This is a genomic window from Selenomonadales bacterium, assembly GCA_018335585.1.
GTDB lineage: Bacteria > Bacillota > UBA994 > UBA994 > UBA994 > UBA994.
In genome coordinates this window covers 23,684-40,760 of the sequence record JAGXRZ010000040.1, presented here as the reverse complement: position 1 = coordinate 40,760, position 17,077 = coordinate 23,684, and the positions used below count along the sequence as shown (strand labels likewise).

Genomic DNA, 17,077 nt, shown 5'->3' with positions numbered 1-17,077 from the left:
TCTACAATCCCCTTGTCTACAACCCTAGGCGGGCAAAAATGGTGTCGACGTGCTTGGTATGGGCGGAGATATCAAACAAGTGCAGGAGCGTAGGCGCATCTAAGCGTGCCGTAATCTCGGGCTCGCCAAAGACTAATGTCTTAAAGCTAGAGCCTTCCCGCCACGCCTGCATGGCGAGGCGCTGCACAAGGTCATACGCGGCCTCGCGCGACAGACCGGACTCAATCAGCTTAAGCAAAACCTGCTGTGAATAAGTAAGGTCGTAGGAGCGCTCCATGTTCGCGCGCATCTGCTCGGGGTAGACGTTAAGTCCGTCTAGGATGCGGCACTGCACACCGAGCATGTAGTAGAGGAGGTGGAAGGCGTCGGGGATAATAATGCGCTCCGCCGAGGAATGCGAGATGTCGCGTTCGTGCCAGAGCGCTACGTTTTCCATGGCGGTAAGCGCATAGCCGCGCAAAACCCGCGACAAGCCCACGATGCGCTCAGACATGATGGGATTACGTTTATGCGGCATGGCGGAGCTTCCCTTCTGCCCGGCGGTAAAGGGTTCCTCTACTTCGCGCGTCTCGGTCTTTTGCAGGGCGCGTATCTCGGTGGCGAACTTCTCAAGCGAACAGCCGACAAGGGCTAAAGTAGATAACAAGAAGGCGTGGCGGTCGCGCTGTAGCGTCTGAGTGGCGGCTTTGGCCGGAGTTAGGCCCAAACGGGTGCAAACGTACTCCTCAACAAAGGGCTCAATATTGGCGTACGTGCCGACAGCGCCCGAGAGCTTGCCAACGGCCATAGTCGTGCGGGCGGCGGCAAGGCGCTCTAGATGACGCTCGATTTCTGCGTACCATACGGCAAGCTTTAGCCCAAAGGTGGTGGGCTCGGCATGTACGCCATGCGTGCGTCCCATGATGAGGGTGTACTTATGGCGGCGCGCCTGTGCGGCGCAGATATCGCGGAGGGAACCGAGCTTTTCGGCTACTAAGTCTAGCGCCTCGACGATAAGGCTAGAGAGCGCCGTGTCGACAACGTCGGTAGAGGTAAGGCCGTAGTGCACCCACTTTTTTTCCGGCCCCAGCGATTCGCTGACACAACGCGTAAAGGCTACGACGTCGTGATTTGTCTCGCGCTCTAGCTCGTCGATGCGTGCGACGCTAAACTTCGCCTGCGCGCGAATTAGGTCGACGTCGCTAGCGGGTATTACGCCGAGTTTACTCCACGCTTCGCAGGCGAGAATCTCAATTTCGAGCCACTTCGCGAACTTTTTCTCCGCGCCCCACAGGCGAGACATGGCGGGAGAGGTGTAGCGGTCAATCACTCGTTCTTCCTCCTTTGTAGGGCGGCTGGCTACTGGCTACTGGATCCTAGTAGGGAGCGTGCTTCGTGCTCCGTGAAGGACGAGGGGCTCCTAGCTGCTGGCTCCTGACTCCTGGTAGGGAAGTGCCCAGTGCTCAGTGCCCAGTAGAGCGCGTCGCCGCGGTATCCGCTTCCTCTTCGTGCACAGCTCAATGCTTAAGCTCACAGCCCGTTCCCCTAGCGCCTAACGCCTAAAGCCTATCCTCACAGCTCACAGCTCACAGCCCTTACCCCTTTAACTTTTCCACCTTTCCACCTTTCCACCCCGTCACTGCTCCGCTGCCGGCCAGCGGCTGGCGGCTGGCGGCTGGCGGCTGGCGGCTGGCGGCTGGCGGCTGGCGGCTGGCGGCTGGCGGCTGGCGAAAAAGAAAACGGGCGGGGATGTTTACGAGAAAACATCCCCGCCCGGGCTTTTATCCCTTCGGTGTAGCGCAACGCGCTAGTGTCGCTCGGTCCAGGCTAGCTTTAGGCTACGGAACCCTAGACACACTTTAGCTCGTGACCACTATTCTTTTCGCCTCGACTATAGCATTGCGCCCTACCCGTGTCAAGCGGCCGCCTCTGTGCATTAAAATTTGGGCAGGACGGATATAAGGCTCCGTTTATTCAGTCGGACTAAGTGTCAAAAATCCGGTATAATAGGCTGTGCCGCGCCCGTGCGGCAGACTTTGTTGTGGAGGTAGTTTATGGATCTGCACATAAAGATAGCGCATGAACTTGGCCTTAAGCGCGAGCAAGTAGAAAGCGTAGACAAGCTGCTAGCAGAGGGGAACACCATTCCTTTTATCGCCCGCTACCGCAAGGAGGTAACCGGGGAACTTGACGAAGTTAAACTGCGCGAAGTTGACGAGCGACTTACATACCTTAAGAACCTCGCCTCCCGCAAAGCAGAGGTAGCGCGGCTTATCGCCGAGCAGGGCAAACTCACGCCTGAAGTGGAAAGCAACCTGCGCGGGGCCACTACACTACAGCAGGTCGAAGACATATACCTGCCCTTCCGCCCCAAACGGCGCACCAAGGCGACGATTGCCAAGGAAAAGGGCCTTGAACCTTTAGCGGACTACCTAGCCGCTAACCCCGGGTTAGATTATGCCGGCCTTCTGTCTGTTGCTTCGACCTATGTCAACACCGAACTAGGCGTTTTGGATGTCGAGGCGGCCATCGAAGGTGCACAGGACATCCTAGCCGAACGCATGAGCGAAACATTTGCCGTACGCGAAGCCGTGCGCGCTTTCTTGCGTCAGGAGGCGAGCATCGCTTCCAAAGCTATCGGCACTGAGCAGACATCCGTGTACGAAATGTACTACGATTACAGCGAACCGGTGCGCAAAATCCCGCCCCACCGCGTGCTCGCCCTTAACCGCGGCGAACGGGAGGAAGTCCTCAAGGTAACGCTCACCTATCCCGAGGAGAAGGCGTATCAGGTTGCGACGCTAAGGTTTATGGGCGCGCAGACGGGAGTTGGCCAGGTCCTCGTTGACGCCATTCGCGACGGCTGCAAGCGGTTGCTGCTGCCCTCTATTGAGCGAGAGCTAAGGGCTACCCTAACCGAGCAAGCAGAGGAACAAGCCATTAAGGTGTTTGGGCAGAACCTTAAGCAGTTGCTGTTACTGGCCCCGGTCAAGGGCAAGACGTTTCTCGCCATCGACCCTGCCTACCGCACCGGCTGCAAAATGGCGGTGGTCGGCACTACAGGCAAAGTTTTGGCCACCGCCGTGGCGTACTTTACCCCGCCCCAAAACGACCGGAGCGGGGGCGCGCGCTTAGTTAAGCAACTGATAGAAACCCATGGGGTGCAAGCCATAGCCATCGGCAACGGCACGGGTAGCCGGGAAACAGAGGACTTTATCGCCAATCTAATCCGCGAGCATAATCTCCGCGTGTCCTATACGATTGTGAATGAGGCGGGGGCATCCGTTTACTCGGCGTCCGAGCTAGCCGGTCAAGAACTGCCGGATTTAGACGTTACCCTCCGCGGCGCGGTGTCGATCGGCCGCCGCGTGCTCGACCCGCTGGCCGAACTAGTAAAAATCGACCCCAAAGCAATTGGGGTCGGGCAATACCAACACGATGTCGACCAAAAGCAGCTGGCCGGCAAGCTAACGGGTGTAGTTGAGGACTGCGTGAACAGCGTAGGCGTTGACCTTAACACCGCCTCACCCGCGCTCTTGCGCTATGTAGCGGGAGTTAGCCCGACGGTGGCAAAGAACATCGTGGCGTTTCGCGACGAGCACGGCGCGTTTTCCTCCCGCGAGCAGCTAAGGAAAGTGCCGCGCTTAGGCCCGGCCACATACACGCAGTGCGCAGGGTTTACTAGGATACCTGCCGCTAAAAACATACTGGACAATACGCCCGTTCACCCGGAATCCTATGACCTAGCCGAGAAGTTCTTGCGCCTTGTAGGGAACCTTGAGTCGCTCACCACCGGACAAGTGCAGCTAAACGAAGGGGCTCTCGCTAAAGCCGCAGAGGAGCTTAATGCCGGTCTCCCCACGCTGCGGGATATCTACCACGCCCTGAAAAAGCCGGGCAGGGATCCGCGCGAAGATGTCGCCGGGCCCGTGTTTCGCAGCGACGTGCTGCAAATGGAAGACCTCGCCGAGGGCATGGTGCTAAGCGGCGTAGTGCGCAACGTCATAGATTTCGGCGCGTTTGTAGACATCGGTGTTAAGCAGGACGGCCTAGTGCATATCTCGGAGATAAGCGACAAGTACATTAAGCACCCGTCCGAGGCCCTATCTGTCGGCGATGTAGTAAAAGTAAGGATTCTCAGCGTTGACCTAAAGCGCAAACGCATCGGCCTGTCGATGAAGGGGATGTAGACAAACCTACATACACTCCCGACACAAACCGTAGAAGTTGAGCTCTAAGCGTCCTACGGCAAAGCCGGTTTGGGCGTTGACCTGACGCGCGACATCTTCGTAGTCTACACCGATAAAGGCATGGTGATCTTCTACGAAGCCGCAGTGGTTACAGTAGAGGTGAGCGTGCGGCTGCACCTTGGCGTCAAAGTGCGCGACGCCGCCGATGTGCAGGCGCTGTACGAGCCCCGCCTGCTCTAGGGTGTTTAAGGTCGTATAGACGGTGTTAAAACTCACTGCTGGGTATTCCTCCTTGACGTGCTCCCACACTGCCTCTGCCGTGGGATGCGCTGTCGTCGCCATAAGCATGTTATAGATGGCCATGCGTTGCGGCGTCACCTTCAGGCCTTTCTCTCGCAGCGTTTGCACCATACCGCTCATCATAGCCACCTCATTTTTTTAGTAACAGTTACTGTTCAGTCAAGATTATGTCATGTAGAAGCACACATGTCAAGGACAGGTTACGGCTCACAACTCACAACTCACAACTCACAACTCGCAACTCATAACTCACAACTCACAACTCACAGCTTACGGCCCCGAGCGGAGGAGGAAAGAGGAAGGCGGAAAACGGAGAGCCCGCAAAAACAGAGCAAAGAGCGGCGTCCCGGTGGGACCCGCTCTTTTGCCACAAAGAAATGCCTAGAGCTTAGTTCCAAGGATACAAGGTTTCCGTAAAGTCGCGATAGTCGTCGCGGAAGGCGCGTAGTGAAGTCCATATTTTAGCAAAGTTGGCGTTAGTCGCGGCTTGGGTATCGAGAATACCGTCCAACGTGGTGCGGAACTCGTTCATTAACGCCTCGGAGACAGGGATAAATCGTACTCCGGCACCTAGAGCCGTTTGCATGGCCTGCTTTTCCTGCCGTAAAAGCTCCATATACCCTATGGTAGCATGACGGGCTAGGGAAGCGTTGACGATGCCTTGCAGGTCCGGCGGGAGCGCGTTCCATTTGTCCATGTTAATCATGACGTCATCTGAGATGACCGGCGCGCGCGGGCCGACCATGGCATACTTAGCGGCGTCGTGGAAGCCTACTGCTATGTCTTGCACCAATGCGCCAAACTCGGCGGCATCTACTACCTTCTTCATCAGCGCCGGAGGAGTCTCGCCCCCGGGAAGGAAGGAGGCTGCAGCGCCCATGGCGGTAAATGTGTCAAGCGAGAATCCGCCGGCGCGCAGTTTCAGACCACGCAGGTCTGCCGAGGTGCGAATGGGCTTGTGCGCCCACAGGAAAGTCTCCGGCGGCATCGGCACGGCCGGCAACCAGTGAATTTTGTGACGCGCATACGCCTCTTGTACGAGCGCAAGTCCGCCGTGGCTGTGTAGCCACGCGTCAAACTCAGCGGCAGTCAGCCCCGAAGTCTGCCCGCAAGAGAGCGCGAGTACAGGGTCGACCCCGCGCCAGAAAGGCCCCCACATAATTGCGCCGTCTAGCGTACCAGCCGTCACCGCTCCTAGCGTCTCCATGAGCGGCACGGCCGTGTTCACCGGATGCACGGTTATATTTAGGCGCCCACCCGACATTTCCGCGATGTCTTTAGCCCACCGTTGGTAAATGGGGAAGGCAGGGTGAGCAGACGTGCCATGCATCTGGAACGTCCAGTTGAATACTTGCGCCTCGGGCCCTTCGGCGACAGGTGCAATCATCGGCCGCACCGCGTACCCGACAAGGAATGTGACCAAGGCAATAGCAACGTAGACGATTAGTTGGGATTTTTTCAACTGATTCAAACCTCCATTCGTAGAATGAGTAGTGCGTCAAAGAACACTGCTGTTCTTTACTGCCATGAAGGTAGGCCGGGAAACGTCAGCGTTGATAGAGCAAGCTAGGAAGCCAGAGCACCAAGTCTGGGAAAATGATGATGAGTAGTAAGCCCACCGCCTGCAGCGCAATAAACGGCCACACGCCCTTGTACATATGAAACAGCGTGACTTCGGGTGGTGCCGCCTGCTTGAGGTAGAAGATGGAGTAAGCAAAAGGCGGTGTCAAGAGCGACATCTGCAGGTTAACGCACACGAGCAAGGCAAACCAAATCGGGTTAAATCCGAGGCTGGTCGCTATCGGGGTGAAGATGGGGACGGTAATGAGCAGAATACCTACCCAACAGATGAGTTTACCTAGGACAAAGAGGAGGACCATCATTATGGCGAGAACGACCCAGGCATTGCCCCCAGCTACACTCATCATCGCATCGTGCACTACCCGCCCTCCCCCGAGCACGAGGAAGATCGAGGTAAACATACTCGCGCCTACCACTAACCACAAAATGGTGCTTGAGATCTGCAGGGTATGCTGGGCAGCCTTTTTCAACACGTCCAAGCTGACCCGCTTGTTCATGGCCGCTAGCAGCGTCGCGCCAAACGCGCCTGCCGCCGATGCTTCGACCGGCGCGGCAATCCCTAGAAAGATAGTGCCAAGCACTGCGACAATAAGCAGCACGGGCGGCACTAGGGAGGTGAGCAAATCGCCCAGAAAAGGCATCAATCGGATTTTCCCTCTTTCTTCTGGCGGCAGCGGCGGACCTAGCTCCGGCCGCAGGTGACAGCGAATAGCCACATAAGCTACATACAAGGCAGCGAGCAACAAGCCGGGAATAACAGCCGCAGCAAACAGCGACACGACCGAAACGCCTGCCGACAGAGCATAGATGATCAGCATGTTACTTGGCGGGATAAGGATGCCTAGACTGCCGCCTGCGCAAATGATGCCCGCGGCCAAAGGCTTATCGTACTCGGCCTTTAGCATGCTTGGCAGTGCGAGTGCCGCCATCATCACTATCGAGGCCCCGATAATGCCAGTGGTTGCGGCCAAGACTGTAGCCAACAAGATAGCCACAATACCTAAGCCGCCGCGCATAGAGCCTAACAACACGCGCAGATTCATAAAGAGCCGGTCCGCTACACCGGAGGCCTCCATCATACAGCCCATAAACACAAAGAGCGGCAAGGCAATAAGCACGTCGCTGGTCATCGTGCCAAAGATGGCCGAAACCATAATCGGCATGGAGCGCATACCCCAGGTGGCCAATCCAGTGAACAAACCCAAACCCGCTAAGACTGAAGCTACCGGCATGCCGGAGCCGATGCCAGCCAAGAGGAGGACGAACATCACCGCCGTAAGCACTGCAGGATTCACGGCTTATCCACCCCCCGCAGTTTCTGTACGGACTCCAGGATCCCAACTACAGCCTGAGCCCCAAGCAAGAGCATGGCCGCGGGGATGACGGCGCGAAACGGCCAGAGTATGGGCCGCCAGGTGGTCATGCCGGAAAGCTCCTGCAGCGCAAATGAGCGCAGCACCGCCTGCGTCGCGGGCCAGAAGAGAAACCCGGCCACCGCTAGCAGGATGAGGTTGTGAATTAGGTCGATAGTGGCGCGCTGCGCATCGTTTAAGCGAAAGGCGTAAACCAAGTCCTCAGCTGAGATGTGGGCGCGCTTGTTGTAGTAGTGCGCGACTGTGAGCAAAAAAGGTACAGCGAAAAGCCAAACTGACACGTCCCGCACCCACGGCAATGGGCGCAAGAAAAAATACCGCGCAACAATTTCTGCTACCATGACGGCGACTAGCGGGTAGACTAGCCACATCAGGATGGCCTCGAGCCGCTCGTGCAGAAACGTCACAAACTTAGGCGCGCTCCCCCTGTTCTCCAATGCGTCTCCTCCCTTAGTAGATGGCAACTATTTGGTAAGCCCACAACAAATTCGCCACCCTGTACACCGTGCTGACACTTCTCACCTCCATTGTGGTAGAGCACTATTCGCTACCGCCGGTTGGATATCCTGCAAAGAGGCGCAATTTTCCCAAAAAACAAAGTCCTGCAGAGCGTTCCCTGCAGGACTTTGGTGCGTCTAGATTATTCCCACTCGATAGTTCCGGGCGGTTTGGACGTTATGTCGTAGACGACACGGTTTACGCCCTTTACTTCGTTGACAATCCGGCGGGAGATGACGTCTAGCACTTCGTGCGGCATACGGTACCAATCGGCGGTCATGGCGTCGACCGACGACACCGCGCGCACCGCGATAACCTCGGCATATGTACGCTCATCCCCCATTACCCCGACAGTGCGGACGCCTGGGAGCACGGCAAAGCACTGCCATATCTCCTTGTGCAGCCCGGCCCGCACGACCTCCTCGCGCACGATGTGGTCGGCCTCGCGCAACACGGCGAGCTTTGGCCGCGTAATCTCGCCTACAATGCGTACGGCTAGCCCGGGGCCTGGGAACGGATGCCTGTCCACCACGGCGTCGGGCAATCCAAGCTTGCGCCCGATTGCACGCACTTCGTCCTTAAAAAGCTGACGAAGCGGCTCAAGCAGCTCAAACTTCATGTCCTTAGGGAGACCGCCGACATTGTGATGAGTCTTAATCGTCGCTGCGGTCGCGGTACCGCTCTCGATGACGTCGGGATAGAGCGTGCCTTGCACCAGGAACTTAGCCGCACTCACTTCTTTGGCTTGTTCCTCAAAGACGCGAATGAACTCCGTCCCGATAATCTTGCGCTTTTGCTCTGGGTCGGTAATGCCTTCTAGCTTGGCAAGAAAACGGTCGCTCGCGTCGACGTGGATTAATTTCATGCCTAATTGGTCGCGAAACGTCTTTACTACTTGCTCGGCCTCGCCCTTGCGCAACATGCCGTGGTCAACAAAGATAGAGGTGAGCTTCTGGCCTACGGCGCGATGCACAAGCACTGCCGCCACCGCCGAGTCCACACCGCCACTTAAGCCGCACATAACTTGGCTATCCCCAACGAGGCGCTGAATTTCCGCAGTAGCCTCGGACACAAACGACTTCATGCCCCAGTCGCCTGCCGCCCCGGCAATGTCAAAGAGGAAATTCTTTAACATATCCATGCCGTACGCGCCGTGTGTAACCTCGGGATGAAACTGTGTGCCTACCATTTTGAGTGCAGAGCTGTACATGGCTGCGACCGGCGTGTTTGCAGTGTGAGCCGCGTTAACAAACTCGGGCGGCAGTTTAACTACGGAATCGCCGTGGCTCATCCACACCGGGAAACGGTCGGGCAGGCCGGCAAAGATGCCGCTTTGCTCGGTGACAACTACGTCGGCGCGGCCGTACTCCCTCTTATGTAGCGTAGGGGCAACCTCTCCGCCAAGCGCTCGCGCCATTAGCTGCATGCCGTAGCAGATGCCGAGAATGGGGATGCCGAGGTGGAAGATGTCTTCGTCCACTCCGGGCGCATGGTCGGCGTAGACCGAGTTAGGCCCGCCGGAAAAGATAACGGCCAGCGGACGCGCCTCTTTAATGGCCACAGCTCCCGTCTGGTGCGACCAAATCTCAGAATAGACTCCAAGCTCACGGGTGCGCCGGGCGATAAGCTGCGCGTATTGGCCGCCAAAATCGAGAATAATTACGAGCTGGTGCTTGCCCTGCATAGCGCCTTCCCCCTTCCGCTTGGGGAAATTATATCACATGGGCGAGGGGCACGAAAGCAAGACGTTGTCTATCAAGCGCGTTGTCCCTACGCGCGCCGCCACGGCAATTAGGGCGGTAGGCGCGTCCCCCGCGTAGGGCAGAAACGTGAGTGGGTCAACAACCGCGATGTAATCAATGCTAACAAAGTTGCCCGGCCGCATGCACCGCGCCACCGCAGCCTCTAGAGCATCCGCATTGCGCTCCCCCACTTGCCACAGCGCCTTTGCCGCAAACAAGCCAGCGGAAATAAGCCTAGCCGTCGCGCGGTCGGTGGGGGTAAGAAAGACGTTCCGGCTGCTCATGGCTAGGCCGTCTGCCTCGCGCACGGTGGGGCAGACCACCATCTCGACAGGGAAGTTAAGGTCTTGCACCATCTTAGTAATGACCGCGACTTGCTGTGCGTCCTTTTGGCCGAAGTAGGCACGCGTAGGACATATGATGTTAAAGAGCTTGGCTACAACGGTGGCGACACCCTCGAAATGACCGGGCCGAGCCGCCCCCTCAAGACGCTCGGTTGGCCCATGCACAGTTACAGTGGTGCCAAGTGCCGGCCCTGTCGGGTATATTTCGCTGGGGCTAGGTGCGAAAACGCAGTCGAGGCCAAGTGGATTAAGGAGAGCTAAGTCACGTTCTAAGTCGCGTGGGTAACGCGCTAGGTCCTCGTTTGGCCCAAACTGCGTAGGGTTAACAAAGATGCTCGCTATCGTGTGCTTGTTCTCGGCCACAGAGCGCTCTACGAGACTAAGATGCCCGGCATGCAGATACCCCATGGTAGGTACAAGACCAAGGTCGTCCGCCCCATAGGTAGACCGGAGGGAACGCAGTTCAGCTATGGTCGTGACTATTTTCATGCGCCAAATACTCCCCGCGTCACCTCATCGGCATACGCTTGCACCACTCCGCGGATTACGTCAGGCAGCTTAACAAACTGCTTGGCGTGTTTGGGGATGTAGTCGCTTAACCCTAACACATCGCTAATCACTTGGATTTGGCCGTCGCAGTGCGGCCCGGCGCCAATGCCAATCGTCGGCACGGCGACGCTTTGGCTTATCTCTGCCGCAAGGCTGCTTGGCATGCACTCAAGCACCACAGAGAAGACGCCAGCGCTCTCGAGCGCCTTAGCATCGGCGAGCAATCGTTCTGCCGCATCGGCTGATTTGCCTTGGACTTTGTACCCGCCAAGTTGATGCACGTATTGCGGGGTTAGACCGATATGTCCCATGACAGGAATGCCTGACGAGACGATTCTTTCTACCTGAGCTGCGACCGTGACGCCGCCCTCAAGCTTTACGGCCGTAGCGCCTCCTTGCTGCACTAGGCGTATGGCGTTACGCAGAGCGTCCTCAGACGACAAGTGGTATGTGCCAAACGGCATATCGCCGACGATAATGGCGCGCTTCGCCCCACGCGCTACAGCAGCCACATGGTGCAGCATAACCTCCATGGTCACAGGAATAGTGGACTCAAGGCCGAGTACGACCATGCCTAGGCTATCGCCTACTAGGATGATGGGGATGCCACACTCATCGACGAGCTTGGCGGTAGGGTAGTCGTAAGCGGTTAAGGCGGCTATCTTCTGACCTGCCGCCTTCATCTTTTTTAACTCATGGATAGAAATCCTCATTTCTTGCCATCCCCTCCCCGCATTGGTCGGTTATTGCTGTCGACGTGCACCACGCGCGGCACGTGTACCCGCGCCTCTTGCGTCGACATCAGTTGATAACTAATGATAATAATCGTGTCCCCTGGCTGCACAAGCCTTGCTGCCGCACCGTTGACGCAAATCATCCCGGAACCGCGCTCGCCGGTAATGGCGTAGGTTTCAAAGCGTGCACCGTTGTTGACTACTACCACCTGCACCTTCTCGTGCGGCAAGATATCGGCTAAGTCTAACAAGTCGGGGTCTACAGTGATGCTCCCTTCGTAGTTTAGGTTCGAGTCAATTACTGTGGCACGGTGAATTTTGGACTTCATCATTTCGCGCATGTTCATGCTCCTTTATCAGTAGTTGTCGTACTTTCACGTCGGACGCTTGGCTTAAAGTCCCCGCTCCTCGCGCTAGCGGCAGCAGGGCTAAGGTTAGGGCGCGGTAAAGTTCCGCTAGGCCGGCCTCCGCGGGCAATGCTGCGAGGGCCTCTAAGTGCTTGGCCACCGTGGCGACGTCCCCTCGCGCCGCAGGCCCGGTTAGAGCCTGCACAGGGCCTAGGCGAAGTATATTTGCGCAGGCGCTACTCATAAGGGGGGCCATAAAGGCGAGGGCCTCGCGCTCACCGTACCCTATAGTCTGCCACAGACCAAGACTTGCCCCCACTAGCCCCGTGACGAAATTAGAGGCAAAGACGGCCGCCGCGTGGTAGAGCACGCGGTCGCTTTCTCGCACCGTGAAGTACCCACGGCAAATGGACGAAGCGAGCTGCTTGAGCGTCTCTTCCGCCTGTGCCTGGTCTGCGGCTAAGGCGACGTAAGAGTGGGCCAACGTAGCTGCCGCAAAAGCCAGACCGGGCTTGTCCCACGGCACCGCAGGGAAGGTGTTAAGGGGGTGAAACGAAGCGCGACTTGCGCCTGCTTGTGCTGCCTCCCCGAGCACCCCTAACGTCTCGGCGCCGCTTACGTGTACGGCGATCTGTCCTTTACGCCAGGCCACGCAGCCTGCAACCAGAGAGATGGCCCCGTCCGGAGTCGCCACAAAGATAAGGTCGGCGTAGCTTGCCATGTCGCTTGTCTCTACCGCGCGTACCTGGCAGCCGTAGTTCGCAGCCAAAGCCCGCGCAAGCTCTTCGGCACGTTCTCTGCGTCGGCTGGCTATTGCGGCAAGCGGCAGGCCGGCCTGCGCTAAGCACGCGCACAGTGCTGTGCCTAACCGCCCAACGCCAATAACGCCGACGGACGGTATCTCGCTCATGGCGCCTCGCACCCCTTTACCTAAAGTTAATAAAAAAGCCCACGCCAAACGTTGGCATGGGCTTAAGAGCCGCTTCGCAAACGTCTCGGTCATAAATGATCCAAGCGCACGACGAAACTAGTATAGGTCGGTTAGTCTATCCAGTATTATATGCGCTAGGCGTTCTTTTGTCATCAGCGGCAAAGCTTCGCGGCGGCCGCCCCGGTAGAGCAGGGTGGCTTCGTTGGTTTCTGTGCCAAAGCCGCTACCCGCGCGTGTGATGTCGTTAGCTACAATCATGTGCAGTCCTTTGGCTTCTAGTTTGGCCGCGGCGTTAGCCAAGAGGTCTTGGCTTTCGGCGGCAAAGCCTATTTTAGCAAAGTCGCCGGTAAGACTAGCGAGAATGTCCGGGTTCTTTACTAGCTCTAGGCTGAGAGTTTTGGCGGCTTTCTTTATCTTTTGTTCGGCCACCTCGGCCACGCGGTAATCGGCGACGGCGGCGGCCATCACCAAGGCGTCGCAGTCGCGTGTGGCTGCCTGCACTGCCGCAAGCATCTCCAGGGCGGTGCGTACGGGAACGCAGTTGACGCCGTAGGGAGCGCGGAGGCTGGTGGGGCCTGCGATTAGCGTCACAGACGCGCCGCGGTCGCGCGCCGCCTCGGCTAAGGCATAGCCCATTTTGCCGGAGGAGCGGTTAGTAATACAGCGCACAGGATCAATCGGTTCTTCTGTACCTCCCGCTGTAATCACGACTTTTCGTCCCGCTAAGTCCCCGCTTCGCCCAAGCACCATCTTTACGGTATCAAAGATATCCAAAATCTCCGTAAGGCGCCCGCGCCCGACGGTGCCGCAGGCGAGATACCCTTCGCCCGGGCCGACAAAAGTAACGCCGCGCGCCTTTAGCACCGCGATGTTCTCTTGCGTTACCGGATTCTCGTACATGCCGTTATTCATGGCGGGAGCGATAACAAGCGGCGCCCGTGTGGCCAGCGCCGTGCAGCTTAGCATATCGTCCGCTAGGCCGTGCCTAAGCTTGGCAATAATGTTTGCCGTCGCGGGGGCAATGAGGAGCACATTCGCCCGCTCCGCCAAGGCAATATGCTCAACCGACATTTCGTTGTGCAGCGTAAACATTTCGGTAACTACAGGGCGGTGCGTCAGCGCCTGAAACGTAAGCGGCTGCACAAACTCCTGCGCCGCCTTGGTCATTATCACGTCGACAATGTAGCCAGCCTTAACGAGGCGGCTGGTTAAGTCAGCTGCCTTATACACGGCAATACTGCCGGTTACGCCGAGGACGATGTGTTGTTTGCTCATGGGAGGCCTCCTTGTCTCGTGGTAGCACTAGGCACTTGGCACTTAGCACTTAGTGGAGAAAGTAGCGTTCTCTGCTCGCAGTTGGAGCATTACACTACGAAGTGCAAAGTGCAAAGTGCGAAGTGCAAACTGCACCCCTACTACGCATTCATCCCCCAAATTATCCTCAACCCCTCTAGTGTCAGCAAGTCGTCAATGCGGTCAATGCACTGCGTTTCTGCTGCCACCACCCGTGCCAGACCGCCGGTCGCGATAACTTGCGCCTTGTGGCCTAATTCGCGTTGTAGCCGCGCGATCATGCCTTCTACCAGCCCGGCATAGCCAAAGACAAGACCAGACTGCATGCTTTCCACCGTGTTTTTGCCGATGGCGCGCTTAGGACGCTCGAGCTCGACGCGGCTAAGCTTAGAAGCGCGCAAAAAGAGCGCCTCAGCGGAGATGCCGATGCCGGGCGCAATGGCTCCACCTAAGTATTCCCCTTGCGCAGAGACGACATCGAAAGTCGTCGCCGTACCGAAATCTACCACAATCGCCGGGCCGCCGTAGAGGTGATACGCAGCCACCGAGTTAACAATCCTGTCCGCACCTACCTCCCGCGGGTTGTCGGTGCGGATTTTAATCCCTGTGCGGGCACCTTCGCCTACGACTAACGGCGTGCGCTTAAAGAGCTTATGTACCACCTGTTCGAGCGTGCCCTGGATAGGCGGCACGACATTAGTGATTATAACCCCGCTTACTGCGGCGGGGTGATAGGACGCGGCCGCGAGCAAGGCTGAGACAATTGTAAAGTACTCGTCCACCGTGCGTTTAATGTCCGTGGAAATACGCCAGGTGTCTAGCCATTTGCCGTTATCTGCTAACCCCAGGACGATATTTGTGTTCCCAACATCAATCGCAAACAGCATGTCCCACACTACCTCCCATAACTGCCTATCCTTCTAGTCTAAGAGCTCCACTAGCCCAAGTCCCATTCTAAACTTAGCCAACAAGCGTACGCTAGGGTCGTACTGCGGATACCATAACTCTAGCTCTTCGACGAGACATTCGGCCTGTAAAGCATAATCTAGCACCGATGTATAAGCAGCCTTCCACTCCTGCTCACTCCAGGCCCGCCCGTGCGTCGCGGAGACCAGAGTGATGTGCGGCTTCCAATAGTCGTTAGGCTGCACGACAAGTTGCTCGGCTAAGTGGGTAACTAAGTCCGCGCGCAGGCGAAACAGGTTCTCATCCCCTACCACGGCCGCGCCAATCGCCAGATGCGGCGGGCCAAAGCGAAGATACCCATTAGCCTGCACGTAGAAAGCGTCGGTCTTACGCGCGGCTTCGGCAGTCCGCTCTAGGGCTAGCCTGCGCTCGTCCGCATCGGCAAACTGCATGCGTGCTAACGTCAGATGAAGGGGAGGGAGAATCCCGGCATATAGCCTATAACGCTTGTTTAGCATCTCCTGCACTTCTGCCGCAAGGCTCAGGAGACGCCCTGTGGGTCGCGCCACGAGAAATAAGTCCACTCCCACACCTCCTGCCTTGCCTTACTCCACTATATGCGAGGACGGCGTTAAGTGCAAGATAGCCGCCCTTTTCGGGCGGCTATCGCGGGCGCTTGTTTCTTACATGTCCATGCCGCCCATGCCACCCATACCGGGGTTAGGCATAGCGGACTTAGGCTCAGGCTTGTCGGAGACTAGCGTCTCGGTCGTGAGAATCATGGCGGCGATAGACGCGGCGTTCTGCAGAGCGCTGCGGGTAACCTTGGCGGGGTCGACGATACCGACTTCGATCATGTCTACCCAGCGAGTGCGCAGGGCGTCAAAGCCATGGCCCTTAGGCTGCTCTTTGGCCTTACCCACGATTACGGCACCTTCCAGACCGGCGTTATCGGCAATCTGCTTTACCGGATACTCTAGGGCACGACGAACGATGTCTACCCCTGTCTTCATATCGCCTTCGGCCACAATCTTATCAAGTGCGGGGATGGAGGAGAGAAGAGCAATTCCACCGCCGGGAACGATGCCCTCTTCCACGGCAGCGCGCGTCGCCGACAGAGCGTCTTCAATGCGCAGCTTCTTTTCCTTCATTTCGACTTCGGTAGCTGCACCGACGCGGATAACGGCTACGCCGCCGGCGAGCTTAGCAAGGCGCTCTTGTAGCTTCTCGCGGTCAAAGTCGGACGTAGTCTCCTCGATTTGCACCTTAATCTGGCCTACGCGCTTTTGAATCTCGTCGGTTGAGCCGTAGCCTTCGACGATAACGGTTTCCTCTTTGCCGATGCGCACTTGGCGAGCGCGGCCGAGCATAGAGATGTCGGTGTTCTTAAGCTCGAGGCCGAGCTCTTCGGAGATAACTTGGGCCTTAGTAAGTACAGCGATGTCGGCGAGCATAGCCTTGCGGCGGTCGCCAAACCCAGGCGCCTTAACGGCGACGCAGGTGAAGGTACCGCGCAGCTTGTTCACTACGAGGGTAGCGAGGGCTTCGCCTTCTACATCTTCGGCAATAATGAGCAAAGGCTTGCCGCGCTGTACGAGCTTTTCTAGTACAGGCAGAATGTCGTGGATGGCGCTAATCTTGCGGTCGGTTACCAGGATGTAAGGCTCCTCTAACACGGCTTCCATTTTTTCGGCATCGGTTACCATGTAGGGGGAAACATAGCCGCGGTCAAACTCCATGCCTTCGACAACTTCCAGCTCGGTGGTGAAGGTCTTGGATTCTTCGACGGTAATGACGCCGTCTTTGCCGACCTTCTCCATGGCGTCGGCGATGATGGCGCCGATTTCTTCGTCAGAAGCAGCAATCGAGGCGACTTGAGAAATGGCGGCCTTGTCCTTTACGGGCACGGCCATGCTCTTAATCTCAGCAACTACGGCCTCGACAGCCTTCTCGATGCCGCGCTTGATGATCATGGGGTTAGCCCCAGCGGTTACGTTCTTTAGCCCTTCGCGCACAAGTGCCTGTGCCAACAAAGTAGCGGTAGTGGTGCCGTCGCCCGCTACGTCCTGCGTCTTGGTGGCCACCTCTTTAACGAGCTGAGCGCCCATGTTCTCGAAAGACTCTTCGAGCTCGATGTCACGGGCAATGGTTACGCCGTCATTAGTGATAAGCGGCGCGCCAAACTTCTTGTCGAGGACGACATTGCGGCCCTTAGGGCCGAGCGTAACTTTTACTGCATCAGCTAAAGCATCTACACCGCGCTGCAGAGAGCGTCGCGCGTCTTCGCCAAAGATTATCTTCTTTGCCATT

Annotated in this window: 15 protein-coding genes; 1 reads left to right on the top strand and 14 read right to left on the bottom strand. The window is 57.4% G+C overall.

All coding sequences use genetic code 11. From position 1 onward, the window contains the following. Window positions 1-16: 16 nt before the first annotated feature. Window positions 17-1,309 carry an adenylosuccinate lyase gene (locus KGZ66_06695; GenBank protein ID MBS3985274.1) on the bottom strand — a complete coding sequence of 431 codons (1,293 nt, stop codon included), beginning with the start codon at window positions 1,307-1,309 and terminating at the stop codon, window positions 17-19. A 724-nt stretch (window positions 1,310-2,033) separates the two neighbouring features. Between KGZ66_06695 and KGZ66_06690 the strand changes: the two genes are divergently transcribed. Continuing rightward, window positions 2,034-4,169, top strand: a complete 2,136-nt coding sequence (locus KGZ66_06690; protein MBS3985273.1) for an RNA-binding transcriptional accessory protein — start codon at window positions 2,034-2,036, stop codon at window positions 4,167-4,169. A gap of 6 nt (window positions 4,170-4,175) precedes the next feature. Here the strand turns inward: KGZ66_06690 and KGZ66_06685 are convergent, their stop codons facing one another. The 13 genes from KGZ66_06685 to groL form a co-directional block, all read right to left on the bottom strand. After that, entirely contained in the window at window positions 4,176-4,589 is a 414-nt protein-coding gene (locus KGZ66_06685) for a transcriptional repressor (GenBank protein ID MBS3985272.1), read from the bottom strand. Between the two features lie 268 nt (window positions 4,590-4,857). Further along, window positions 4,858-5,931 (bottom strand): TRAP transporter substrate-binding protein DctP, encoded by a 1,074-nt coding sequence (gene dctP, locus KGZ66_06680; protein ID MBS3985271.1) that lies wholly within the window; start codon window positions 5,929-5,931, stop codon window positions 4,858-4,860. An 85-nt stretch (window positions 5,932-6,016) separates the two neighbouring features. Next, complete coding sequence (locus tag KGZ66_06675; GenBank protein MBS3985270.1) at window positions 6,017-7,345, bottom strand: TRAP transporter large permease subunit; 1,329 nt, start codon at window positions 7,343-7,345, stop codon at window positions 6,017-6,019. Then, window positions 7,342-7,860 (bottom strand): TRAP transporter small permease, encoded by a 519-nt coding sequence (locus KGZ66_06670; GenBank protein MBS3985269.1) that lies wholly within the window; start codon window positions 7,858-7,860, stop codon window positions 7,342-7,344. The genes KGZ66_06675 and KGZ66_06670 overlap by 4 nt, the downstream gene beginning before the upstream one ends. Before the next feature lie 203 nt (window positions 7,861-8,063). Then, the gene (gene guaA, locus KGZ66_06665) at window positions 8,064-9,605 is read right to left on the bottom strand and encodes a glutamine-hydrolyzing GMP synthase (protein ID MBS3985268.1); all 1,542 of its coding nucleotides are present in this window, start codon (window positions 9,603-9,605) and stop codon (window positions 8,064-8,066) included. Window positions 9,606-9,638: 33 nt separating this feature from the next. Beyond that, window positions 9,639-10,496 carry a pantoate--beta-alanine ligase gene (gene panC, locus KGZ66_06660; GenBank protein MBS3985267.1) on the bottom strand — a complete coding sequence of 286 codons (858 nt, stop codon included), beginning with the start codon at window positions 10,494-10,496 and terminating at the stop codon, window positions 9,639-9,641. After that, window positions 10,493-11,269 (bottom strand): 3-methyl-2-oxobutanoate hydroxymethyltransferase, encoded by a 777-nt coding sequence (gene panB / locus KGZ66_06655; GenBank protein ID MBS3985266.1) that lies wholly within the window; start codon window positions 11,267-11,269, stop codon window positions 10,493-10,495. Before panB ends, panC begins: the two co-directional genes overlap by 4 nt. Next, complete coding sequence (locus tag KGZ66_06650) at window positions 11,266-11,631, bottom strand: aspartate 1-decarboxylase (GenBank protein ID MBS3985265.1); 366 nt, start codon at window positions 11,629-11,631, stop codon at window positions 11,266-11,268. The genes panB and KGZ66_06650 overlap by 4 nt, the downstream gene beginning before the upstream one ends. Beyond that, window positions 11,585-12,547 carry a DUF2520 domain-containing protein gene (locus KGZ66_06645; GenBank protein MBS3985264.1) on the bottom strand — a complete coding sequence of 321 codons (963 nt, stop codon included), beginning with the start codon at window positions 12,545-12,547 and terminating at the stop codon, window positions 11,585-11,587. Before KGZ66_06645 ends, KGZ66_06650 begins: the two co-directional genes overlap by 47 nt. A gap of 117 nt (window positions 12,548-12,664) precedes the next feature. After that, complete coding sequence (coaBC, locus tag KGZ66_06640; GenBank protein MBS3985263.1) at window positions 12,665-13,843, bottom strand: bifunctional phosphopantothenoylcysteine decarboxylase/phosphopantothenate--cysteine ligase CoaBC; 1,179 nt, start codon at window positions 13,841-13,843, stop codon at window positions 12,665-12,667. A gap of 140 nt (window positions 13,844-13,983) precedes the next feature. Then, on the bottom strand, window positions 13,984-14,748 hold the full coding sequence (locus KGZ66_06635; GenBank protein MBS3985262.1) for a type III pantothenate kinase: 765 nt from the start codon (window positions 14,746-14,748) through the stop codon (window positions 13,984-13,986). Between the two features lie 33 nt (window positions 14,749-14,781). Next, a complete protein-coding gene (locus tag KGZ66_06630; GenBank protein MBS3985261.1) occupies window positions 14,782-15,351 on the bottom strand; it encodes a 2'-5' RNA ligase family protein in 570 nt (189 codons plus the stop codon). Window positions 15,352-15,450: 99 nt separating this feature from the next. Beyond that, window positions 15,451-17,076, bottom strand: a complete 1,626-nt coding sequence (groL, locus tag KGZ66_06625) for a chaperonin GroEL (protein ID MBS3985260.1) — start codon at window positions 17,074-17,076, stop codon at window positions 15,451-15,453. Window position 17,077: the final 1 nt, after the last annotated feature.